This window comes from Streptomyces sp. PL-29, assembly GCF_058344425.1.
In genome coordinates, this window is the sequence record NZ_CP136996.1 from 4,584,505 (window position 1) to 4,606,375 (window position 21,871).

Annotated in this window: 20 protein-coding genes; 12 read left to right on the top strand and 8 right to left on the bottom strand. The window is 72.2% G+C overall.

Annotated features, from left to right (window positions below):
* Positions 1-82: 82 nt before the first annotated feature.
* The gene (locus R4Z63_RS21280; RefSeq protein ID WP_384452992.1) at positions 83-520 is read left to right on the top strand and encodes a MarR family winged helix-turn-helix transcriptional regulator; all 438 of its coding nucleotides are present in this window, start codon (positions 83-85) and stop codon (positions 518-520) included.
* A gap of 111 nt (positions 521-631) precedes the next feature.
* On the opposite strand, the gene R4Z63_RS21285 is transcribed toward R4Z63_RS21280, so the two are convergent.
* Positions 632-802, bottom strand: coding sequence for a hypothetical protein (locus tag R4Z63_RS21285; RefSeq protein WP_491522649.1), 171 nt, complete (start codon positions 800-802; stop codon positions 632-634).
* Between the two features lie 48 nt (positions 803-850).
* Here R4Z63_RS21285 and R4Z63_RS21290 point away from each other — a divergent pair, with 48 nt between their 5' ends.
* The 3 genes from R4Z63_RS21290 to R4Z63_RS21300 all read left to right on the top strand — a co-directional run bounded on the left by R4Z63_RS21290 (position 851) and on the right by R4Z63_RS21300 (position 4,133).
* A complete protein-coding gene (locus R4Z63_RS21290) occupies positions 851-1,885 on the top strand; it encodes an alpha/beta hydrolase (RefSeq protein ID WP_491522636.1) in 1,035 nt (344 codons plus the stop codon).
* A gap of 440 nt (positions 1,886-2,325) precedes the next feature.
* Positions 2,326-3,342 (top strand): alpha/beta hydrolase, encoded by a 1,017-nt coding sequence (locus R4Z63_RS21295; protein ID WP_491522575.1) that lies wholly within the window; start codon positions 2,326-2,328, stop codon positions 3,340-3,342.
* A complete protein-coding gene (locus tag R4Z63_RS21300; protein ID WP_236647566.1) occupies positions 3,339-4,133 on the top strand; it encodes a trypsin-like serine peptidase in 795 nt (264 codons plus the stop codon). Before R4Z63_RS21295 ends, R4Z63_RS21300 begins: the two co-directional genes overlap by 4 nt.
* Before the next feature lie 55 nt (positions 4,134-4,188).
* Here the strand turns inward: R4Z63_RS21300 and R4Z63_RS21305 are convergent, their stop codons facing one another.
* Complete coding sequence (locus R4Z63_RS21305) at positions 4,189-5,007, bottom strand: isocitrate lyase/PEP mutase family protein (RefSeq protein ID WP_384452986.1); 819 nt, start codon at positions 5,005-5,007, stop codon at positions 4,189-4,191.
* Between the two features lie 193 nt (positions 5,008-5,200).
* Positions 5,201-6,313 (bottom strand): threonine synthase, encoded by a 1,113-nt coding sequence (locus R4Z63_RS21310; RefSeq protein WP_037919471.1) that lies wholly within the window; start codon positions 6,311-6,313, stop codon positions 5,201-5,203.
* Positions 6,314-6,510: 197 nt separating this feature from the next.
* On the opposite strand from R4Z63_RS21310, the gene R4Z63_RS21315 reads away from it, so the two are divergent.
* The 7 genes from R4Z63_RS21315 to R4Z63_RS21345 all read left to right on the top strand — a co-directional run bounded on the left by R4Z63_RS21315 (position 6,511) and on the right by R4Z63_RS21345 (position 15,050).
* The gene (locus tag R4Z63_RS21315; protein ID WP_384452983.1) at positions 6,511-8,073 is read left to right on the top strand and encodes a S8 family peptidase; all 1,563 of its coding nucleotides are present in this window, start codon (positions 6,511-6,513) and stop codon (positions 8,071-8,073) included.
* 158 nt (positions 8,074-8,231) lie between these two features.
* Entirely contained in the window at positions 8,232-9,407 is a 1,176-nt protein-coding gene (locus R4Z63_RS21320; protein WP_384452980.1) for a DUF4190 domain-containing protein, read from the top strand.
* A gap of 136 nt (positions 9,408-9,543) precedes the next feature.
* Positions 9,544-10,296 carry a GntR family transcriptional regulator gene (locus tag R4Z63_RS21325; RefSeq protein ID WP_037919476.1) on the top strand — a complete coding sequence of 251 codons (753 nt, stop codon included), beginning with the start codon at positions 9,544-9,546 and terminating at the stop codon, positions 10,294-10,296.
* A gap of 685 nt (positions 10,297-10,981) precedes the next feature.
* Entirely contained in the window at positions 10,982-11,167 is a 186-nt protein-coding gene (locus R4Z63_RS21330; RefSeq protein ID WP_384452977.1) for an SPOR domain-containing protein, read from the top strand.
* Positions 11,168-11,206: 39 nt separating this feature from the next.
* Positions 11,207-11,629, top strand: coding sequence for a (deoxy)nucleoside triphosphate pyrophosphohydrolase (locus R4Z63_RS21335; RefSeq protein ID WP_037919477.1), 423 nt, complete (start codon positions 11,207-11,209; stop codon positions 11,627-11,629).
* A gap of 153 nt (positions 11,630-11,782) precedes the next feature.
* Positions 11,783-12,223 carry an ATP-binding protein gene (locus R4Z63_RS21340; RefSeq protein ID WP_384452973.1) on the top strand — a complete coding sequence of 147 codons (441 nt, stop codon included), beginning with the start codon at positions 11,783-11,785 and terminating at the stop codon, positions 12,221-12,223.
* A 196-nt stretch (positions 12,224-12,419) separates the two neighbouring features.
* Positions 12,420-15,050 (top strand): SpoIIE family protein phosphatase, encoded by a 2,631-nt coding sequence (locus R4Z63_RS21345; RefSeq protein WP_370466474.1) that lies wholly within the window; start codon positions 12,420-12,422, stop codon positions 15,048-15,050.
* 69 nt (positions 15,051-15,119) lie between these two features.
* Here the strand turns inward: R4Z63_RS21345 and R4Z63_RS21350 are convergent, their stop codons facing one another.
* Both R4Z63_RS21350 and R4Z63_RS21355 read right to left on the bottom strand, forming a co-directional pair.
* Positions 15,120-15,836, bottom strand: coding sequence for a PspA/IM30 family protein (locus R4Z63_RS21350; RefSeq protein WP_384452969.1), 717 nt, complete (start codon positions 15,834-15,836; stop codon positions 15,120-15,122).
* 58 nt (positions 15,837-15,894) lie between these two features.
* Positions 15,895-17,985, bottom strand: coding sequence for a TPM domain-containing protein (locus tag R4Z63_RS21355; protein ID WP_384453042.1), 2,091 nt, complete (start codon positions 17,983-17,985; stop codon positions 15,895-15,897).
* Positions 17,986-18,090: 105 nt separating this feature from the next.
* Between R4Z63_RS21355 and R4Z63_RS21360 the strand changes: the two genes are divergently transcribed.
* Positions 18,091-18,330 carry a hypothetical protein gene (locus R4Z63_RS21360; RefSeq protein ID WP_384453039.1) on the top strand — a complete coding sequence of 80 codons (240 nt, stop codon included), beginning with the start codon at positions 18,091-18,093 and terminating at the stop codon, positions 18,328-18,330.
* Positions 18,331-18,375: 45 nt separating this feature from the next.
* On the opposite strand, the gene R4Z63_RS21365 is transcribed toward R4Z63_RS21360, so the two are convergent.
* From R4Z63_RS21365 to sdhC, 3 genes are read right to left on the bottom strand one after another with little or no spacing between them, the layout of a single operon-like run.
* Positions 18,376-19,146 carry a succinate dehydrogenase/fumarate reductase iron-sulfur subunit gene (locus tag R4Z63_RS21365; protein WP_384452966.1) on the bottom strand — a complete coding sequence of 257 codons (771 nt, stop codon included), beginning with the start codon at positions 19,144-19,146 and terminating at the stop codon, positions 18,376-18,378.
* Entirely contained in the window at positions 19,143-21,044 is a 1,902-nt protein-coding gene (locus tag R4Z63_RS21370; RefSeq protein WP_037919487.1) for a fumarate reductase/succinate dehydrogenase flavoprotein subunit, read from the bottom strand. The genes R4Z63_RS21365 and R4Z63_RS21370 overlap by 4 nt, the downstream gene beginning before the upstream one ends.
* Positions 21,044-21,868, bottom strand: a complete 825-nt coding sequence (gene sdhC, locus R4Z63_RS21375) for a succinate dehydrogenase subunit SdhC (RefSeq protein WP_037919489.1) — start codon at positions 21,866-21,868, stop codon at positions 21,044-21,046. The genes R4Z63_RS21370 and sdhC overlap by 1 nt, the downstream gene beginning before the upstream one ends.
* Positions 21,869-21,871 lie beyond the last annotated feature (3 nt).

Below are 21,871 nucleotides of genomic sequence, written 5' to 3' on the forward strand. Positions count from 1 at the left end.
CCCGATGGATGTCCTCTAGTGACTGAACGAATGCGAATCTATGTTAGAGCTCTAATGAATGCAAGGGTCATAGGATGCCGTCATGACCTCCATGGCCCCCGAGGAGCGCATCGGCTCTCATGTGAAGCGCGCCGAGCAGGCGCTTCTCGCGGCGAAGAACGCGGCCTGCAAGCCGGCCGCCGTAACGGTTCCGCAGTACGCCGCGCTGCTCTGGCTGGCCGAGAAACCCGGCATCTCCGCCGCCGCGCTCGCCCGCCTGTGCGGGGTGACGCCGCCGACCATGAACACCGTGCTGAAGAACCTCCAGGAGCGCGGGCTCATCGAGCGGACCCCGCACGAGTGGCACCGCAACGTGCTGGAGACCCGGCTCACCGGCGAGGGGCGCGCCGTCATGGAGCTCGCGGACGCGGGTGCGGTCCGGGTGGAACGGGCGCTCGCCGCCGCATTCACCGAGGAGGAAAGGGAGTTGCTCATCGAGCTGCTCGGGCGGTGCACGGAGGTGCTCGACGCCCAGCGGTGAGAACGCGCTCGCGTGCACCGCCGCGTCCTTTTTTTGCTCGAATTTGGAACTGTGCGGGTGGTTTGCTCATCAGGACTTAGGGGAGACAAGCCGTTCTGCCCTCGGGGGCAGTCAAGACCGTTCGGAGCGAAGTTCGTGCACCAGTACCCGCAGCGCCCGCGGCCTGACGACCAGCCGTCCTACCAGGAGTACCCGCCACAGGGGCACGGCGGACACCAGCAGCACCAGTATCCGCAGCACCAGCACCAGCACCAGCACCAGCACCAGCACCAGCACCAGCATCCGTCGTACGAGACGCCGCAGGCCGGACGGTCCCGGCGCCGCATAGGGATCAGTGCTGTGGTCGCCCTCGCGCTGCTCCTCGGTGGCGGCGGGTTCGCCGCCTGGAAGCTCGACTGGTTCTCGGGCAACGGCGAGGCCGTGACCTTCGGCAAGAACCCGTCCCCGGCCGCGGACAAGCCGGAACCGGGCGCGCCGGCCGCCGAGGTCAAGCCCTCCGGCGACCCCGACGTGCTCATGCCGACGGGTCCGAAGTCGGACTTCAAGCAGACCACCAAGCTCGACGACGGCACGATCATCGCGAAGACCCGCCTCGCGGGCGCGAAGTCCGGGTTCGAAGGCGACGTGTGGGTGTGGGCTCCCAAGGAGTACGACGACCCGAAGTACGCGAAGAGCGGCTTCCCGGTGCTCATCGCCCTGCCCGGCGGCAACGGCTTCCCGGCCAACTACTGGTCCGACCGCAGCCTCGGCCTGCAGAAGGCCATCAGCGACGGCGTCCGCGCCGGCACCAGCCTGCCGTTCATCGTGATCATGCCGGTGCTCAACCCGGACGCGAAGTACTACTACGACGGCTCCGACATCCCCGGCCAGGCCAAGATGGGTACGTGGATCGCCGAGGACGTCCCGGCCTTCACCAAGGCCAACTTCCGTACCTACAAGTCCCGTGACGGCTGGGCCTTCATGGGCTCCTCCTCGGGCGCGTTCGTCGGCATGAAGACGGTCCTGCAGCATCCGGAGAAGTTCAAGGCCGTCATCGCCAGTGGCGGCGAGATCGTCCCCGACTCCCCGCTGTGGAAGGGGCACCAGGCGGAGATGGACGCGAACAACCCGGAGAAGCTCGCCCAGAAGCTGATCGACACGCAGGGACCCGAGGTCTACATCAACTTCCAGGTCGGCACCAAGGAGTCCGGGAAGGAGCGGATGGTGAAGTTCCAGCAGCAGTACGGCAAGGGGCCGGTCAAGACGACCATCCGTGACATCCAGAACGGCGAGCACAACGGCTGGCACTACGTCCGGGGCATGAAGGAAGGCTCCTTGGAGTGGATCAGCAAGGTGCTGAAGGCACCCGAGCCGGCAGCGGGCTGAGCCGGAGATCTCGGCCGGCGGGTGAGGGGCGGATGGCGGGGCGGGGGCTTCGCTGGGCGGTGTTTCGCCGGGCGGCGCGAACCGGACGGACGGGGGACTGACGGGAACCCCCCGGGACAGCTCTGACGCCGTCCAGGTCAGCCGCCGCTCTCCGGAGCCCTGCCCGCGCATTCCGCTCCCGCCCGCACAGACCGTGCCCCGCACCCCGCCCTGCCTCCATCCCCGTGTGCCGCTCCCCGGCGGGTGGTGCTCGCCACGTCACCCCCGTCCCAGGCAACCCGCGCCTTCGTTGGTACCTCTGTAAAGGGTGTAAGGGGGACCGATCGGTCCGGCCCGCGCTCCGAGGCGAGCGCCGGAGAAGGAACGGGACAACAACCGTGCAGCATGACCAGCAAGGCGACGGCCGCCCCACGACCACGGGCAGCCGTCGCCCCCACCGCTTGCGCCTGCTTCTGATCAGCGGCGGTCTCGCGCTCACCCTCGCCGGGGGCGGCGCGGCAGCGTACAAGTTCGGCCTCTTCTCGGACATAGGAGATCCGGTCTCCTTCGGCAAGGTCCAGGAGAACACGGCCACCGCCTCCGAGGCTCTGCCGGAGGTGCTCATGCCCACCGGCCCGGCAGCCTCCTTCGTCCGCACCAGCAGGCTGCCCGACGGCACCCAGATCGGCAGGACCACCCTCACGGGCAAGAAGTCCGGCTTCACAGGTGACGTGTGGGTGTGGGTGCCGAAGGAGTACGACGATCCGAAGTACGCGAGGAGCGGCTTCCCGGTTCTGATCTCGCTGCCCGGCGGCCGGGGCTATCCGACGAACTACTGGGGCACGGGCCCCGGCCTCGGCCTCCAGCAGGCGGTCGCCGACGGGGCCAAGGCGGGCAGGAGCCTGCCCTTCATCCTGATCATGCCGGTGACCAACGCCGACACCAAGCACCACTTCGACGGATCGGACATCCCCGGCCAGCCCAAGATGGGCACCTGGATGGCCGATGACGTCCCCGATTTCGCGAAGGCCAATTTCCGTACCTTCACCTCCCGCGACGGATGGGCCTTCATGGGCTCCTCGGCCGGCGGATTCAACGGCTTCAAGCAGCTCCTGAAGTACCCCGACCGGTTCAAGGCGGCCATCGCGAGCGGGACCGACATCGTGCCCGACTCCCCGCTCTGGAAGGGGAACACGCAGGCCATGGACGCGAACAATCCGGAGAAGCTCGCCGCCAAGCTGATCGACACCAAGGGTCCCGACGTCTACATCAACTTCCAGATCGGTACCAAGGAGACCGGTCGCGAGCAGGCCGAGAAGTTCATGAGGGAGTACGGCAAGGGCCCCGTGCACACTTCGCTCCAGGTGATCCAGGATGGAGAGCACAACGGAAAGTCCTATGTGCGCGGCATGAGGGAGGGCTCCCTGGAGTGGATCAGCAAGGTGATGAAGGGACCGACACCCGATCCCGGCGTGTGACGAGCACGGTGGTGAAGGGGGCATCGGTGGCCGCCGCCGCGGGCGTCGCGGCGGTGTGCGCCATGGCCTTCATGAAGGCGCCCGGCGAGCGGCCGGTGCTCCCCTTCCCCACCGTCGGCGTACTCATGGCCGGCGGCGAGCACTGGTGCACCGCGAGCGTCGTCGACAGCCCCAAGGGCAATGTCGTCGCCACCGCCGCGCACTGCGTCGCCCCCGCGGGCGAGGACGGACAGCCGGGTGAGGTGGCGCACGACGGCCTGGCCATCGGCGAGCTCTCCTTCGCCCCGGCCTTCTCCGGCGAGGGCGACGGCACCCGGCCCCTGGGGGTGTGGAAGGTCGAGGCGATCCACGTCGATGACCGCTGGACCAAGTGGGGCGAGGACACCGCCGACTTCGCGTTCCTCACCATCGAGCCCGACGAGGACGGGCGCAGCGTCCAGGAGGCCGTCGGCGGCCGCGCCGAGGCGCCCAGGCCCGAATGGACCTCCGGCTACGAGCGGGACGTCACCGTCGTCGGCTACCCGGACTCCGGGCACAACCCGGAGAACAGGCCCGTCTCCTGCACCACGCAGACCCGTCACGACGACGAGGACCCCGACATGCTGTACATGAGCTGCGCGGGTTTCTGGACGGGTACCAGCGGCAGCCCCTGGATCGCCGACCGGGGCGGGGCGGACCCCGCCGGGCACCTCATCGGGGTGCTCAGCGGCGGGGACACCGACGTGGACTCCACAGCCGCGCTGTTCGACGAGCGTGCGAAGGCGCTGTACGAGCGGGCCGCGGGGCCGTGAGCCCTTCCCGGGACAGCGCCGCCGTCCGTTCGGTCGGCGCGGGCGTCCGGGCGTCTCAGCCCTTGAGCAGGTCGTTCAGTTCGCCGTACGGGAGCGGGCGCGCGAGCGAGCCGTAGGTGCCGTCGGTGATCAGTTCCTCGGCGGCGCGGCGGACCACCGCGTACGCGGCTTCGGCCACCCAGGAGCCGAGGCTGACGCGGGCGACCCCGAGGGCGCCGAGAGCGGCGACGGGCGGGGCATCGGGGCCGAGGAGGACGTTGAGGGGAGCGTCGATGCCCTTGGCCAGCTCGGCCACGACGGCCGGGTCGAGGACGCCGGGCACGAAGATGCCGGTGGCTCCCGCCCGGAGGTAGGAGGCGGCGCGGGCGAGGGTCTCGTCGAGGCGGGAGGCGGGATCGCCCAGGCCCTTGAGGTAGGTGTCGATCCGGGCGTTGATATAGAGCGGGACCCCGGCGGCGTCGGCCGCGGCGCGGGCGGCCGCCAGGCGCTCGGCGTACTCGGCGGGGGCGCGGGTGCCGTCCTCGATGTTGATCCCGACCGCGCCGGCGGCGATGACGCCGGTGACGGTCTCGCCGACCGCGGCCGGGTCGGCGCCGAAGCCGCCCTCGATGTCGGCGGTGACGGGCAGGGACACGGCCGCGCTCACACGGGCGATCAGGTCGAGGGCGCGGTCGCGGGCGAGCGCGTCGCCGTCCGGGGAGCCGAGGGACCAGGCGACGCCGGCGCTGGTGGTGGCGACGGCGGCGGCCCCGGTGGCCTCCACGATCCGGGCGCTTGCGACGTCCCAGGCGTTCGCCAGGGCGAGGGGGGCGGTGGGGGTGTGCAGTGCGGTGAACGCGGTGGCTTTGGCGGCGAGGCCAACGTGGGTGTTCATGGGGTCAGTTGATCAGACCGGCGGGGCCGCGGCGCGCGGATTTCCGACATCGACCTCGGCCGGTGCGGGGCTCGGCGGATCCGGGGTCCCGCCGGTGCGTCGCCGGGTGCGGCCCCCTCGCGGGGGCGCCGCACCCGGGCCCCCGCGAAGGCCCACCCCGGGGTGTGGCGGGACGGGCCCGGGGTGCGGGTGCTTACCGGGCCAGGCCCGTCTTGGCGCCCGCGCCGCAGAGGGGGAGGACCGCCGTACGGCCCTGCAAGGGGTCGGTCGCGGCCGCCGGGCCCACTGCCGCCCAGCAGGCGGCGGCCGTCGGCTCCACGAAGAGGCCGCGTCGGGCCAGGTCCAGCTGGGCCTCGCGCAGGCGGTCGTCCGGGACGGTGACGAAGGTGCCGCCGGAGGCTCGGACCGCGGCCAGGATCTGGCGGGCGCGCGGCGGCGCCGGGATCGCGATCCCTTCGGCCAGCGTCGGCCGCTGTGCCACCGGAGCGGCATCCTCCGCACCCGCCGCGAACGCGTCGGCGAGCGGGGACACCGCCTCGGACTGGACCGCGATCAGGGCCGGCGGCCTGACACCGCGTCGGGCCAGCTCCTGCGTGGCCAACGCGGCCCCGAGCAGCAGTGTGCCGTTGCCCACCGGCACCACCAGCGCCTCGGGCAGCCGCCGGCCCATCTCCTCCCACACCTCGTACACGTAGGTCTTGGTCCCGTGCAAGAAGTAGGGGTTGAACACGTGGCTGGCGTAGAAGACGCCGGGGGCGTCCGCCTCCTTGCGCGCCGCCAGCGCGGCGGCCTCGCGGCCGCCGGGGATCACGCGGACCACCGCCCCGTGGGCCCGCATCTGCTCGGTCTTCTTCTCCGACGTCCCTTCGGGCACGAAGATCTCGCAGTCGAGTCCGGCCCGGGCGCAGTACGCCGCTACCGATGTCCCTGCGTTGCCGCTGCTGTCCGCCACGACGCGCTGCGGCGCCAGCCGCCGGGCGAGCTCCACGAGCATCACGGCGCCCCGGTCCTTGAAGGACAGCGTCGGCATGAGGAAGTCGAGCTTGGCGTGAATCCGTTCCCCGAGCGGGATCAGCGGAGTGTGCCCTTCCGCCAGGGAGACGGAGAAAGCGCCGGGCAGGGGCAGCACCGGCCCGTACCGCCACAGCGAATTCGGTCCGGCGGAGGGTTCGAGGGCCGCGTCCGGATCCGGCGTGAAATCGAGGTCCCAGGGGCCGCCGCACAGAGGGCACCCCCAAGGAGCGGTCCGGACATCGGCGCGTGTACCGTCCTCGGAGCAGACGTAACCGGGGGGTGCGTGCGTCATGTGCTGAGCGCCTTTGGTCGGTCATGGCCGGTGTATGGCACGGATGTTACGCGTTCGTTGTCCTCGTGTCGGGTCGCGCCGGGGGTGGGTCAACCTTTCGGAGGCGGCAGCCCGTTGGGCCATCTGCTTTGTCATGGCCACGTTTGCGGGGTTCCCGTCATCCCCGCAACGCACCACCTCAGAGGAGAACCCGTCACATGCCAGTGATGCGTCACAGGCGCCGGAAGATCGCCGGTATCACCACGGTCGCGGTCCTGGCGCTGGGCGCCGCCGCACTGCCCGCTTCGGCCGTCGGCGGCGCGCGGGGCGTGGTCCAGAACGCGGGGGCTCCCGGGACCGTGCCCAACAGCTACATCGTGACCCTGAAGGACACCGCGCCCCGCTCGACCAGTGTCCGGGGCAAACTCGTCGCCAAGAAGTACGGCGCGAAGATCGACCGGACCTACAGCGCGGCCCTCAACGGCTACTCCGTCAAGGTCTCCCAGGCGCAGGCCGAGAAGCTCGCCGCCGACCCGGCCGTCCAGTCGGTCGTGCAGAACCGCACCTTCAGCGTCAGCAGCACGCAGCCGAGCCCGCCGTCCTGGGGCCTGGACCGCGTCGACCAGCGGGCCCTCCCGCTGAACCGGAGCTACGGCTACCCGGACGCCGCGGGCGAGGGCGTCACCGCGTACGTCATCGACACCGGTGTCCGCATCACCCACCAGGACTTCGGCGGTCGCGCCTCCTACGGCTACGACGCCATCGACGACGACAACACCGCCCAGGACGGCCACGGCCACGGCACGCACGTCGCCGGCACCGTCGCCGGATCGGCCCACGGCGTGGCCAAGAAGGCCAAGATCGTCGGCGTCCGCGTCCTCGACAACAACGGCTTCGGCACGACCGCCCAGGTCGTCGCGGGCATCGACTGGGTGACCCGCAACGCCGTCAAGCCCGCCGTCGCCAACATGTCGCTCGGCGGCGGCGCGGACACCGCGCTGGACACGGCCGTCCGCAACTCCATAGCCTCCGGCATCACCTACGCCGTGGCCGCGGGCAACGAGTCCGCCAACGCCTCCACCAAGTCACCGGCACGCGTCGCCGAGGCCATCACCGTCGGCGCCACCACCAGCTCCGACGCCAGGGCGAGCTACTCCAACTACGGTCCTGCCCTGGACCTCTTCGCGCCGGGCTCCGCCATCACCTCCGCGTGGAGCACGAGCGACTACGCGACCAACACCATCAACGGGACTTCGATGGCCACGCCGCACGTCGCGGGTGCGGCCGCCGTCTACCTCTCGCAGAACCCGGCCAGCACCCCGGCGCAGGTGGCCACGGCGCTGATCGGCTCCGCCACCTCGAACACGGTGAGCGGGCCCGGCACCGGTTCGCCGAACCGCCTGCTCCACGTCACCGCCCTGGGCCCCGTCCCGCCGGGCAAGCGGTTCGAGAACACCGCCGACCACGCGATCAACGACAACGCCACCGTCGAGTCCCCGATCACCGTCAGCGGTGTCGTCGGCAGCGCCCCGACGACGCTGAAGGTCCCGATCGACATCAAGCACACGTACATCGGCGACCTGAAGGTGGATCTGGTCGCGCCGGACGGCACCGTGTACACCCTGCACAACCGCAGCAACGGGGGCGCCGTCAACATCATCAGGACCTTCACCGTGAACGCCTCCTCCGAGACGGCGCCGAACGGCACGTGGAAGCTCCGGGTGAACGACAACGCCACCGGCGACACCGGGAAGATCGACTCCTGGGCCCTCCAGTTCTGAGGAGCCCGGTCGGCGGTGCGTGAGCCGTAGGGGAACAGCGGGGGCGACCGATGGACGGTCGCCCCCGCTGCGTACTATTCGCGCATCCGTTCGCGCCCGCCGCGGTGCCTCCTGGCACCCCGCGATGCCCTCTGCCACCTGCGATGGAGTCCGACCCCTTGAGCATCCCGCCGAGTCCTCCTCCCGGATCGGGCCACTCCTGGCCCCCGCCGTCGCCGCAGCAGGGGTGGGGATGGGGGCCGCCGCTCGGCCAGGGGCAGCAGCCGCCGTCGCTCAACGGGTTCGCGCTCGCCTCGCTGCTCGCCGGACTGCTGTGCTTTCCGCCGCTCGGCATCGCCTTCGGCATCGCGGCGCTGGTGCAGATCGCGAGGAAGGGGGACACGGGCAGGGCCCTGGCGATCACGGGGCTCGTGGTCTCCGTCGTGATGACCGGTGTGATGGTGTTCGCCCTCGGCCGGCTGGTGGAGACGGTCCCCGGCCGGCTGGACAGGCCGACCGGCTACGACGAGGTCGAGGGCGAACTGAGGGACATCGACGACCTGAAGGCGGGCGACTGCTTCAACGTCCCCGGCGGGGACCTGTTCGACGAGCGGCCCCTCACGTACGCGGTCGACTGCTCCCGCGTGCACCACGGCGAGGTCACCGCGTCGATGACGGTGGGCACCGCGGACGCACCCGGCTCGGCGGGGGCCGACCGGGCGTCGGAGGACGCCTGCTGGAAGGCCCAGGACCAGTACGCGATGGACACCTGGGCGCTGCCCGAGTTCGCGGAGATGTTCTACTTCGCGCCGTCGCGTGCGTCGTGGCGCCAGGGGGACCGGCGCCTGATCTGTGTGATCGGTACGGCGGAGGAGGAGTGGAGCGGCAGCCTGCGGCGGGACGCGGGCATGCTCCGGCCGGAGCAGGCGGCCTTCCTGCGGGCGGCCAACGGCGTGGAGTTCGTCATGAGCAGGCCGCCCGAAGAGGACGTCGAGGACGCGCTCCACCGCTACGGGGCGTGGGCCCGCGAGATGGATGCGGTGCTGGGCGAGGAGGCGAAGGTCCTCCAGCAGGACGCGACCCGGCCGGGGCTGGAGAAGATCGTGCCGGTGCAGCTCAAGGAGATCGAAGTGGCCCGCGCGGCCTGGCAGGGCGCCTCCCGGGCGAAGACGGCGGCGGAGTTCGACCGGCTGTGGGACCGGGCGATGGCCGCGATGTCCCTGGAGACGGAGCGGGCGCTGCGCGGTGCGTACGGACTGTCGACCCAGATCCCGCGGTGGCTGGAGGAGGACCAGCAGAGCACACAGGACCCGGAGGGCGGGCCCGGCCGGGCGCCCTCGTCGGAGGCGGTGTGACGCTGCCGGGGTAACGCGCGGTAACGGGTTTGAGTGACCTGGCTTCATCACTTCGGGTGAAACCCTGGCCCTTGCTTGCGGTCCACAACCATCGGTTGCCAGGCTGTTGCTGTCTGTCAACCTGATGGGAGTGCCAGTGACTTTCGGTGAGCAGCCGGCCTATCTGCGCGTGGCCGGGGATCTTCGGCGGCAGATCGTCGACGGCTCTCTGCCCCCGCACGCCCGGCTTCCCTCCCAGGCCCGCATCCGCGAGGAGTACGGGGTCTCCGACACCGTGGCCCTGGAGGCGCGCAAGGTCCTCATGGCGGAGGGGCTCGTCGAGGGCCGGTCCGGGTCTGGTACGTACGTGCGCGAGCAGCCGGTGCCGCGGCGGGTGGCCCGCTCCGGCTACCGCGCGGGCGGTGCCTCGACGCCGTTCCGCCAGGAGCAGGCCGACTCCGGCGCGCGGGGGACGTGGGAGTCGAGCAGCGAACAGGCGGACGCGCCCGCGGAGATCGCGAAGCGGCTCGGCATCGAGCCCGGCGAGCGGGTGATGCGGACGCGGTACGTCTTCCGGGACGCGGGCGAGGTGATGATGCTCTCGACCTCCTGGGAGCCCCTCGCGGTGACCGGACGGACCCCGGTGATGCTGCCTGAGGAGGGACCGTTGGGCGGCTCCGGGGTGGTCGATCGGATGGCCGCGATCGATGTCGTCGTCGACAACGTGGTGGAGGACGTCGGTGCGCGGCCGGGGCTGGCCGAGGAGCTCAGCCTGCTCGGCGGGGTGCCGGGGCACGTGGTGCTGGTGATCGGCCGCACCTACTTCGCCTCCGGCCGTGCCGTGGAGACGGCTGACGTGGTCGTCCCGGCGGACCGCTACCGCCTCTCCTACCACCTGCCGGTGCGCTGAGGGCGCTCCCGTGGTCCCCCTGGCCCGCGCGGCGGCGGTTGCGGCTCCTCGCCCCGCTGTCGGGCCGCCCGCATCCGCCCCGTAGGGGCGTGCCGCTCCGCCCCGCCACGCACCCACTTGCCCGATGCCGCCCGGGCCGTGCGCCGATCCGCCCGGGGGTGGCGGGGCGGGCCCCGGGGCGCCGCGCGGGTCGGGCCGGAGAGCCCTTGTGTCCCCTGTGGCGCTGAGCCGCTCCTGATCCGGGCCCGCCGGGCCCCGCGGCCGCCTCGCCGGAGCCGGCGAGGCGGCGGGTTTCGGCGCGATGATGATCGCCCCCGGCCGCCCCGAACTGTGCCTTCCGCGGGCCTGTGGGGCGGCCGCGGCGTTCCCGGCGGCACTCCTGCGGCGGCCGGAACCGGGCCGCTTCCCGGGCCTCCAGGCCGCCCGGGCACCCCGTCCCCCCGAAGCTACCTGCGGGTATACCGGTCCGTAGGAAGGTCGGGGCGCGCGGTCGCGCGCCCCGGTGCCGCGCGTGCGCCCGTTCGGGCCGGCGTACGGGGCGCACTCGTACGCGTGGCCGGATGCGTACGCCTGCAAGGTATCTCTTCGTGAAAAACCGTATCCGCTCCGTAAAGGTCGGGCGTAAGGTCGGGCATATGCGCAATGCGGTTTCCCGGGCAGATACGTCGACGGAAGGTGAAACGCGATGAACGACAGCGGTGCACTGCTTCCGTGGCTGGTCATACGTCAGGACGACAACGGCAACCGCTACCGGGTGGGGCAGTACGCCACCCGGGCCGAGGCCCAGAAGGTCGCCGACAGTCTCGACGACCGAGGACACAAGCAGCTCTACTGGGTCGAGCGGATCGGTCAGACCGCCACGATGAACTGAGCTGGGCGGCGCCTCGCGGCGCTGGCATAGGCTCCGCCCATGACTGTACGCGTGGTCGTGGGCGGAGCCCTTTGTCATGACGGGCGCCTGCTCGCCGCCCGTCGCAGCGCACCGCCGGAGCTCGCCGGACGCTGGGAGCTGCCGGGCGGGAAGGCCGAAGCGGGTGAGACCGTCCCCGAGGCGCTGGTGCGCGAACTGCGTGAGGAGCTCGGCGTGGAGACCGAGCCGCTGGAGCGTATCCCGGGGGAGTGGCCGCTGAAACCCGGGCTGGTCCTGCACGTGTGGACGGCCCGGCTGCTCTCGGGGGTACCGGCGCCGCTGGAGGACCACGACGAACTGCGCTGGCTGGGACCGGAGGAGCTGGAGTCGGTGGACTGGCTGGACCAGGACCGTCCGGCGGTCGCCGAGGCCGGCCGCCGGCTGCGCGCGGGCGGCGCCGGGGCCGGTGGCGGGGGCGTCTGAGGCTCACGGCTGGGCCGTATGCGCCACAGTGCGCCGGTGGGTTCGGGATCGAGTGGTACGACGCCCCGAATATCGGGTATGTCGCTATTAATCCCTATCTCGTCCTCCTTTCGTTCCCGACGAACCGGACTGGGGTCGCTGCTGGCCCGGGAAGTGATCGGCGTGATCGACACAGACGGTGAGTGTGCCGAGTGGGCCTTCCCCGCCGAGCCCGGCGCCGTCCGCACCGCCCGCCACGCCGTGCGCGGCACCCTGCACGAGTGGGGTCTCGAAGCGGTCGGTGACGTGACCGTCCTGCTGGTCAGCGAGCTGGTGACCAACTCCCTGCGCTACGCCTCCGGCCCCATCGGCGTCCGGCTGGTATGGCGGAATCCGGCCGCCGGAGATGCCGCGGACACGCCGTCGGGCGGTCCCGCGCTGCTGGTGGAGATCTCCGATCCGCTTCCGGATCCGCCCCGCGAGCGGGTGGCGGACTCGGAGGACGAGGGGGGGCGCGGACTGCACCTCGTGGCCGTCTCCTCCCAGCGCTGGGGGACGCGTCACGGCAAAACGGGGAAGACCGTGTGGTTCGAGTTGGCTCTTCCTGGTGAGTAACAAGGTGAGCGGTGGCGGGAGACCCCTCGCGGCATCTTCCGGCGGTGGCCGGGAAGGGGTCGGGGGAGATCGCGCGACATGGCTTGAAATCATCGAGACCGTGCTGTGATCGTGAACGCCGTGCCGTCCGGGGGCGTGGTGCTGAATACTGCCGTCATGGCCGGTCCGGTTGCGGTGAGCTGGAGGGGACGGTCGCGTGAGCGAAATACCTGCGCAGGCACATCAGGCCAACGTGCCGCGCGAGACATGGCACGACGCCCTGTGGCACAGCAGTCCGCCTGGCTCGATATATGACTACATAAAGGTCGCGTCGTTCTCGATCGGGCCCGACGGGTTCATCGACCAGTGGAGCCTGCGCGCCGAGGAGCTCTTCGGCCTGACGGCCGCCCAGACCGTGGGGCGCGACCCGGTCGACGCCTTCATGCCCGCCGAGTTGCGCCCGGACGCCCACCGCAAGGTCGCCGAGATCCTCGACGGCAAGGAGTGGACCGGCCTGATCCCCTTCCGGATCCCGGGCGGGAACGGCGCGCACGGCGTGGCCGAGATCTATGTGATGCCCACCCAGACCGAAACCGCGGAACGGGCCGCACTGTGCGTCGTCGTCGACGTACGCGCGCTGCGCCGGATCGAATCCGACCTCGCCGCGTCACAGGCCATATTCGGCCAATCTCCTTTCGGTTTCCTGCTCTTCGGTACGGACCTCACCGTGCAGCGGGCCAACCGGCGCTTCGCCACCGTTTTCGGCGGCACCGCCGAGACGCACCGCGGCCGCACCGTGCACGACTACCTGCCCGCGCACGAGGCGGACCGGATGGCGGAGGCCCTGCGCAGGGTGCTGGACACCGGCGACGCGGTCACCGACCTGCGGATCACCGGATCCACCCCGCGCAGCCGGGAGAACCGCCACTGGTCCATCAACCTCTACCGCGTGCACGGCGGCAGTGGCCGCCCCATCGGTGTCGCCGGCATCGGCACCGACGTCACCCGCCGCCACCTCGCCGCCCGCGAGGCCGCCGGGGTCCGGCGCAATCTCGCCCTCCTCAACGAGGCCGGGCACCGCATCGGCAACTCCCTGGACCTGGAGACCACCGCCCGGGAACTCCTCGACGTCACCGTCCCGGGCTTCTGCGACCTGGCCGCCGTCGACCTCTACCAGGGGCTCCTGCTCGGCGACGACGACCGTCCCGCTCGCCCCCAGGGGCCGGGCGTGCCCAGCCTGCCCGGCCAGGGACCGGCCCGCACGCCGTCCGCCGCGCTGCGCCGGGTGGCCTTCGCCTCCGCCGTGTCGGACGCACCGCTGTCCGGTCCCGGCGCCCTGGTCGCCGTCGGCGACATCCACCGCTATCCGGCCGCCTCGCCGGGGGCGCTCGCCCTGCGCACGGCGAGGCCGCGGCTGATCGAGGGCGGCGGGCCGGAAGACCTCGTGCAGTCCACCCTGGTGGTGCCGATGGTCGCCCACGACACGGTGGTCGGACTCGCCCAGTTCTCCCGTACGAAGGGCAGCGAGCCCTTCGGCGAACGGGACCGGGCGGTGGCCGTGGAACTGGCCGCCCGGGCCGCGGTGTGCATCGACAACGCGCGGCTGTACCGGCGTGAGCACGAGCGGGCGCTGATCCTGCAGCGCAGCCTGCTGCCCCCCGGCGACCCGGCGGCGGCAGGCCTGGACATTGCCTGCCGCTACCTGCCGGGCAACGCGGCCACCGAGGTCGGCGGCGACTGGTTCGACGTCATCGAACTGCCCGGCCACCGCACGGCGCTGGTCGTCGGCGACGTCATGGGCCGGGGACTGCGGGCCGCCGTGGCCATGGGCGAACTGCGCACCGCCGTGCGGACCCTGGCACTGCTCGACCTCGAACCGGCGGAGGTGCTGACCGCCCTCGACGAGATCGCGCGCGGGCTCGGCGCACCCGGCGGCTCCCAGCAGGCCTCCCGCGCGGCCCTGCACTCCCGCGACTCCGACCGCTCGGAGGTGTACCTCGCCACCTGCGTGTACGCGGTCTACGACCCGGTGACGCGGCGCTGCACCATCGCCAACGCCGGCCACATGCCGCCGGTCCTGGTGTCGCCGAACCGGCCCGGCCCGTACGAGGAGCGCGAGCCCATGCCGGCCCTGCTGCTGGAGGTGCCGCCCGGGCTGCCGCTCGGGGTGGGCGGCGAGCCGTTTGAGGAGGTCGAGGTCGATCTCCCCGAGGGCGCCCTGCTCGCCCTCTACACCGACGGGCTCGTGGAGTCCAGGGACCATCCCCTGGAGGAGGGTCTGCGCGGCCTGCGCGCCGCGCTCGCCGACCCGGTCCGCCCCCTGGAGGACGTCTGCGACCACGTGCTCAACACCCTCGACACCCGGCACGGCGAGGACGACATCGCCCTGCTGATGGCCCGGGTGCAGGGACTGCCTGTGGACGCCGTCGGGGACTGGCAGCTGCCGCGCGAGGCGCGTTCGGTGGGCCGGGCGCGGGAACTGGCCCGGGCCAAGCTGCCGGCGTGGGGTCTGGAGGACCTGCTGGACACCACCGAGCTGCTGGTCAGCGAACTCGTCACCAACGCCCTGCGCTACGGCGAGGGCGAGATCCGGCTCAGGCTGCTGCTCGACCGGACGCTGGTGTGCGAGGTGTGGGACGCGAACCTGGTCCAGCCGAGGCGCCGGCGCGCCCGCGACACTGACGAGGGGGGCCGGGGCCTGCAACTGGTGGGCATGCTGTCCGCCGGGTGGGGCACCCGGCGGACCCACCGCGGCAAGACCGTGTGGTTCGAGCTGCCGCTGCCGGGAGCGGCGGAGGAGGCCGCCGGGGAGCTCTCGGCAGAACAGCTCCTCGACCTGTACGGCTGACCCACCGACAGGCCGGCCGGGGGACGCCGCACCGCGGCAGCCCCCGGCCGGGTGCGGACCCGGTACGGCCTAGGCGGCGCCCTGCTTGAGGGCGGCCAGACGGGCCTCGATCTCGCTCCGTCGGCCCAGGTCGTCCAGGGATTCGAACTGTGCGTCCAGGGAGGACGCGGCCAGCTCCTGCCGGCCCAGGGCCAGCGCCTCCTCCCGTCGCACCTTCTCCTCGAAGCGGCCCAGGTCGCTCGTGGGGTCCATCACGTCGATGTTCTTCACCGCGTCCAGCATCGTGTTCTGCGCCTCGGCGGTGCGGGCCCGGGCCACCAGCTCGTCCCGCTTCGCCTGGAGCTCCGTCAGCTTGTTCCGCATCGACTCCAGGCCAGACTTGAGCTGGTCGACCACCTCCGTCTGCGCGGCGATCGTCGGCTCGGCCGTCTGCGCCTCCTTCTCCGACTGCAACTGCCGCCCCAGCGCCACTTTCGCCAGGTTGTCGAACCGGTCGGCCTCGGCCGCGGCCCCCGACGCTCTGAGCTCGTCCGCCTTCCGGCTGGCGGCCAGGGCCTTGGAGCCCCACTCCGCGGCCGCGTCCACGTCCTCCCTGTGGTCCGCCTCCAGCATCCGCAGGTTGCCGATCGTCGTCGCGACCGCCTGGTCCGCCTCCGAGATGTTGTTGCCGTAGTCCCGGATCAGCTGGTCCAGCATCTTCTGCGGGTCCTCCGCCTGGTCCAGCAGCGCGTTGATGTTGGCCTTGGCGAGCTGGGTGACCCGGCCGAGGATCGTCTGCTTGGTCATGAGGGGCCTTTCCTGGTGGGGGATGGTCTGTCCGGTACGGGACCCGCGCGCGGGCGGTTCAGAAGCGGCCGCCACCGCCCATGCGGCCCCGGGTGCCGCCGCCGCCGAAGGAGCCCGGGCCGCCGCCGAAACCGCCGGAGCCCCCGCCGCCGCCTCCGAATCCGCCGAATCCGCCACCCCCGCGGCCGCCCCGCAGGATCTCGCCGAGGATGATCCCGCCCAGTACGGCGCCGCCCTGCCCGCCGCCGCGCCGGCCCGCGTACGGGTCCCGGTACGCCTGCACGTCCTGCTCCGCCAACCGCTGCGCCTGCCGTGCGAGCGCGTCCGCCTGCCGGGCCTCCGCCAGCGCCTCCGACGGGTCGCCCGCCTCCAGCGCTGCGGCCCGCTCCAGGTGCCGGCCCGCCTCCGCCAGCCGCGTGCGGGCCTGGCTGCCCACCGCGCCCCGGCTGGTGGTGAGGTAGTCCGTCGCCGCGCCGATCGCGCTGCGCGCCGCGAGCATGGCCTGGTCGAGCAGGGCCGCGGCCCGCCGCCGGCCCGACTCCCGCTCCCGGGCCCCGGCGAGCGCCTCGTCCAGGGCCTCGTCGGCCTCCTCCACCCGGCGCAGGGCGTCGATCGGGTCGTAGCGGCCGGCCGCCTCCTCCTGCCGCACGTCGGCCACCACGGCTTCGGCCCGGCCGATGCGCCCGCGCAGGTCCGCCGTCGGGGTGCCCTCCGCGGTGCCGGTCAGCAGCCCCCGGGCGTCCGCGAGGTCGGTCTCCGTTTCGGTCAGTGCACCCGGCAGCTTCCCGGCCGCCTCCGCCAGCTCCTGCGCCCGCCGTTCGACCGCGTCCATCAGGGTCGCCGCCTGGCCCACCGCACCTTCGGCGGACCGTACGTGCACGGCCGCCGTGCCGTTCTCGCCCGCGTCGACGGCCGCGTGCGCCAGGCCCAGGTTGGTCGCCGCGAACAGCAGCCGGTCCCTGGCCTGCTCGGGGTTGGAGGCGACGGGCGCGGAAGCGGAGTCCGCGTACCGCCGGGCCAGCGCGGTCAGGGTCGCCTCGGCGGTGGTGGTGCGCCCGGTCAGCTCCAGGTAGCGCTCCTCCACGGCCGCCAGGGCCCGCGGGGCGTTCTTCTCCAGGTCCCGCAGCCGGTCGAAGTCCGCCGCCTGGGCATCGAGCCGCCGGTTCGCCTCGGTGCAGCGGGCGAGGATCTCGTCCAGCATCCGGCGCCGGGTCGCGTCGTCCTCCGGATAGGCGTCGTCGAGCTGCTGGCGCAGCCGGAAGGCGTGCGTCAGCTCCCCCTTGGCGTACTCCACGGCCGCGGTGAACGGGGCGGCCGCCTCCTCGCCGAACTGCGCCGTGGCGAAGCCGAGTTCTTCGGTGCTGGTGCGGACCGCGTCGTCCGTCTCCACCAGCAGGGACTTCGCCCGGCCGTCCAGCTCCGGCAGCGGGAGGCGGTCCGGCGCGCCCTCGGGCCAGCCCGGACCGGTCGTCGTACCGCGGCCGCCGGCCGCGGCGTCCTTGCGCCTGCGGCGGGTGTACGCGTACACGCCGAGCGCCCCGGCCGCACCGACCGCGACCACCGGGAGCACATAGTCCCCGGCGCCGCTCCCGCCGCCGGCCCCGCCGCCGGGGTCGGGCGGGCCGGGGGTGATGGTCGGCGCCGGTACGGGCTGCCCGCCGAGGACCGCGTCGTAGCCGTTCGCCGCGCCGATCGCCGCGCCCGCCCAGTCGTTCTGCCGCAGGGCCGGCTCGATCGCGGTCCGTGCCACCTCCGCCAGCTGCCGCTCGGTGAATCCGGAGTCGACATCGGCCGAATAGGCGTACTGGCGGTCCCCGGTGGCCACCGCCAGCAGGACGTCGTCCCGGCCGAGGCCGTTGCGCTGCGCGGTGGCGTCCGCCCAGCTCTGCGCGGAGCGTCCGGAGAAGTCCCGCACGTACACCACGAAGAGCTGGATCCTCCGGTCGGCGTAGAGCTCGTCGAGGGCGGCGGTGACGGCGGGCTTGCGGTCGCCGAGCGCGCCGACGCGGTCGGTGGTCTGCCCCTGCCGTTCCAGGGCGACGGGGTCCTCGGCACGTACGGCGGGAGCCTGCGCGATGCCCCAGCCGCCGAGCGCCAGCAGCCCGGCGGCCAGGGCGAGCCCGGCCCGTGCGACGGCTCTGCTGCGCAGGGTGCTTCTCGGCAGGATCACATTTGGGAGGGTATGAGCGGGCCACCGGGCCCGCATCCGGAGCAAGGGGCAGTGACCCGGCGCAGGAGCCGTCGTTGGCAGGCCATGAAGAAGATCATGACGGCGACCCTGCTCGCCGCAGCCGCCCTCGGCCTCGCCGCGCCCGCCCACGCCGACAACGACTCCAACTTCGGGGGCGGGGTGAACGCGGCCAACAACTGGAACTTCACCGCGGCCGCGGTCTGCCTCCAGGAGGTAGCCGTGGTCCCGGTCATGGGCGACTGGGTGGGCGACCACGCCAACCACTGCTCCAACGGCAACGTCACCGACCACTCCGGCCGCTGACCGGGCGGTGTCCGGGATCCTCCCGCGAGAGGATCCCGGCCGCTCTCAGCCCTTCCGGCGTCCGATCCTGCTGCCGAGCCAGACCAGCGGATCGTACGTGCGGTCCACCGCCCGCTCCTTCAGCGGGATCAGCGCGTTGTCGGTGATCCTGATGCCCTCGGGGCAGACCTCGGTACAGCACTTGGTGATGTTGCACAGACCGAGCCCGTGCTCCTCCTGGGCGGTCCGCCTGCGGTCGAGTCCCGCGTCCGAGGCCGCGTCCAGGGGGTGCATGTCCAGCTCCGCCACCCGCATCAGGAAGCGCGGACCGGCGAAGGCGGGCTTGTTCTCCTCGTGGTCACGGACCACGTGACAGGTGTCCTGGCACAGGAAGCACTCGATGCACTTGCGGAACTCCTGTGAGCGCTCCACGTCGATCTGCTGCATCCGGTACGCACCCGGGGCGACCCCCTCCGGCGGCATGAAGGCCGGTACCTCCCGGGCCTTGCGGTAGTTGAAGGACACGTCGGTGACCAGGTCGCGGACGATCGGGAAGGCGCGCAGCGGGGTGATCGTGATCGTCTCGGTCCGCTCGAAGGTCGACATGCGCGTCATGCACATCAGCCGCGGCCGGCCGTTGACCTCCGCGCTGCACGAGCCGCACTTGCCCGCCTTGCAGTTCCAGCGCACCGCCAGGTCGGCCGCCTGGGTGGCCTGGAGCCGGTGCACGATGTCCAAGACCACCTCCCCGTCGTGCACCTCGACCGTGAAGTCCCTGAGGGATCCGCCCTCCGCGTCGCCCCGCCAGATCCGGAAGCTCGCGTCGTACGTGCTCATCCGTACAGCTCCTCTTCGGCGAGGTACTTGGCCAGCTCTTCCTTGTCGAACAGGGCGAGCAGATCGGGGCGGATGGCCTCGGTGCGGGTCCGGACCAGCTCGATCCGGTCGGCCGCCGGGTCCGCCGGTACGGGGTCCACCGGCCGGCACAGCAGGTTCACCGGGCGCCAGGCCCGCTCCATCGCCGGGCAGTCCTCGCGGGTGTGCCCGCCCCGGCTCTCGGTGCGCTCCAGGGCCGCGCGGGCCACGCACTCGCTGACCAGCAGCATGTTCCGCAGGTCCAGGGCGAGGTGCCAGCCGGGGTTGAACTGCCGATGGCCCTCGACGCCGGCCCGCGAGGCCCGCACGCGCAGGGCCGCGAGCCGCTCCAGGGCCTCGGCCATCTCGCCCTCCCGGCGGATGATGCCGACCAGGTCGTTCATGGTCGTCTGGAGTTCCTGGTGCAGGCTGTACGGGTTCTCCGCGTCCTCGGCGGCGTGGAAGGGAGCCAGCGCCTCCGCGGCCGCCGCGTCGATCGCGGTTGGGGAGACGGCCGGGCGCCCCGGGCGCGAGGCCGCGTACCCGGCGGCGTGCAGCCCGGCCCGCCGCCCGAAGACCAGCAGGTCGGACAGGGAGTTCCCGCCGAGCCGGTTCGAGCCGTGCATCCCGCCCGCGACCTCACCGGCTGCGAACAGCCCGGGCACCCCGACGGTGGCCGCGGTCTCGGAGTCGACCGCGATGCCGCCCATCACGTAGTGGCAGGTGGGGCCGACCTCCATCGGCTCGGCGGTGATGTCCACGTCCGCCAGCTCCTTGAACTGGTGGTACATGGACGGCAGCCGCCGCCTGATCCGTTCGGCCGGCATGCGCGTGGACACGTCGAGGAACACCCCGCCGTGCGGGGAGCCCCGGCCGGCCTTCACCTCCGCGTTGATGGCCCGCGCCACCTCGTCGCGGGGCAGCAGCTCGGGCGGACGCCGGTGGTGGTCCGGGTCGTCGTACCAGCGGTCGCCCTCCTCCTCGGACTCGGCGTACTTCTCCTTGAAGACGTCGGGGACGTAGTCGAACATGAACCGCCGGCCCTCGGAGTTGCGCAGCACCCCGCCGTCTCCGCGGACCGATTCGGTGACGAGGATGCCCTTCACGGAGGGCGGCCAGACCATGCCCGTCGGGTGGAACTGCACGAACTCCATGTTCAGCAGGGGCGCACCCGCCAGCAGGGCCAGCGCGTGGCCGTCGCCGGTGTACTCCCAGGAGTTGGAGGTCGTCTTGAAGGACTTTCCGATGCCGCCCGTGGCCAGGACCACGGCCGGGGCCTCCAGCACGAAGAAGCGTCCGGACTCGCGCTCGTAGCAGAAGGCCCCCGAGACCCTCGGCCCGTCCTTGAGGACCCTGGTGACCGTGCACTCCTGGAAGACCTTGAGCCGGGCCTCGTGGTCCCCGTACTCCTTGAAGTCCTGCTGCTGGAGGGCGACGGTCTTCTGCTGGAGGGTGCGGATCAGCTCCAGGCCCGTGCGGTCGCCGACGTGCGCGAGACGCGGGTACTCGTGGCCGCCGAAGTTGCGCTGGGAGATCCTCCCGTCGGGTGTGCGGTCGAAGAGCGCGCCCCAGGTCTCCAGCTCCCAGACCCGGTCCGGGGCCTCCTTCGCGTGCAGTTCCGCCATCCGCCACTGGTTGAGGAACTTGCCCCCGCGCATGGTGTCGCGGAAGTGCACCTGCCAGTTGTCGCCCTCGTTGACGTTGCCCATCGAGGCGGCGATCCCGCCCTCGGCCATCACCGTGTGGGCCTTGCCGAAGAGGGACTTGCAGATCACGGCCGTCCGGGCGCCGCGCTCGCGGGCCTCGATCGCGGCCCGCAGCCCGGCACCGCCCGCGCCGACCACGACCACGTCCCACTGCTGCCGTTCCACTTGAGCCATCAGAAGATCCTCGGGTCGGTGAAGGCGCCGCTGGCCAGCAGGTACACGTAGACGTCGCACAGGGCCACGCTGATCAGGGAGGCCCAGGCCAGCTGCATGTGGCGGGAGTTGAGCCGGCTGATCCAGCCCCAGAGGCGGTAGCGCACCGGGTGCTTCGAGAAGTGCCTGAGCCGGCCGCCCATGATGTGCCGGCAGGAGTGGCAGGACAGCGTGTAGGCCCAGATCAGCCCGATGTTGACCAGGAACAGCAGGGTCCCGAGGCCCATGTGGCCCCACTGGTAGTGCTCGTCGCGGAAGGTCAGCGCGGTGTCGTAGGTGAGGATGCCCGCCACCGGTACCGCCGCGTAGAAGAAGTACCGGTGGGCGTTCTGGAGGATCAGCGGGAAGCGGGTCTCACCGGTGTACCGCGTGTGCGGCTCGGCCACGGCGCAGGCGGGCGGGGAGGCCCAGAAGCCCCGGTAGTAGGCCTTGCGGTAGTAGTAGCAGGTCAGCCGGAAGCCGAGCGGGAAGACCAGGATCAGCAGCGCGGGGGACAGGCCCCACCAGCTGCCGAACAGGTCCCAGTTGGGGCCGCCGCGCATCTCCACGCAGTTCTCCGCCAGGCACGGGGAGTAGAAGGGGGAGACGTAGGGGGCCGCGTAGTAGTCGGTGTTGGCGAAGGCCCGCCAGGTCGAGTAGACGATGAAGGCGAGCAGCCCGGCCGCGGTGCCGGCGGGGGCGAGCCACCACCGGTCGGTCCGCAGGTGCCGGGCCGTGATCGCGGCCCGTGAGGCGTCGTGGACGCCGCCGGGCCGCTGCTGGGGTCGTTCCGTGCCTGTGGCCAAGGA

Excerpts from the sequence above, each read along its gene's own strand:
- R4Z63_RS21370 (WP_037919487.1), bottom strand. The coding sequence starts at position 21,044 with ATGGCTCAAGTGGAACGGCAGCAGTGGGACGTGGTCGTGGTCGGCGCG.
- R4Z63_RS21330 (WP_384452977.1), top strand. The coding sequence starts at position 10,982 with ATGAACGACAGCGGTGCACTGCTTCCGTGGCTGGTCATACGTCAGGAC.
- R4Z63_RS21315 (WP_384452983.1), top strand. The coding sequence starts at position 6,511 with ATGCCAGTGATGCGTCACAGGCGCCGGAAGATCGCCGGTATCACCACG.
- R4Z63_RS21335 (WP_037919477.1), top strand. The coding sequence starts at position 11,207 with ATGACTGTACGCGTGGTCGTGGGCGGAGCCCTTTGTCATGACGGGCGC.
- R4Z63_RS21360 (WP_384453039.1), top strand. The coding sequence starts at position 18,091 with ATGAAGAAGATCATGACGGCGACCCTGCTCGCCGCAGCCGCCCTCGGC.
- R4Z63_RS21280 (WP_384452992.1), top strand. The coding sequence starts at position 83 with ATGACCTCCATGGCCCCCGAGGAGCGCATCGGCTCTCATGTGAAGCGC.
- R4Z63_RS21350 (WP_384452969.1), bottom strand. The coding sequence starts at position 15,836 with ATGACCAAGCAGACGATCCTCGGCCGGGTCACCCAGCTCGCCAAGGCC.
- R4Z63_RS21365 (WP_384452966.1), bottom strand. The coding sequence starts at position 19,146 with ATGAGCACGTACGACGCGAGCTTCCGGATCTGGCGGGGCGACGCGGAG.
- R4Z63_RS21285 (WP_491522649.1), bottom strand. The coding sequence starts at position 802 with ATGCTGGTGCTGGTGCTGGTGCTGGTGCTGGTGCTGGTGCTGGTGCTG.
- R4Z63_RS21310 (WP_037919471.1), bottom strand. The coding sequence starts at position 6,313 with ATGACGCACGCACCCCCCGGTTACGTCTGCTCCGAGGACGGTACACGC.
- R4Z63_RS21305 (WP_384452986.1), bottom strand. The coding sequence starts at position 5,007 with ATGAACACCCACGTTGGCCTCGCCGCCAAAGCCACCGCGTTCACCGCA.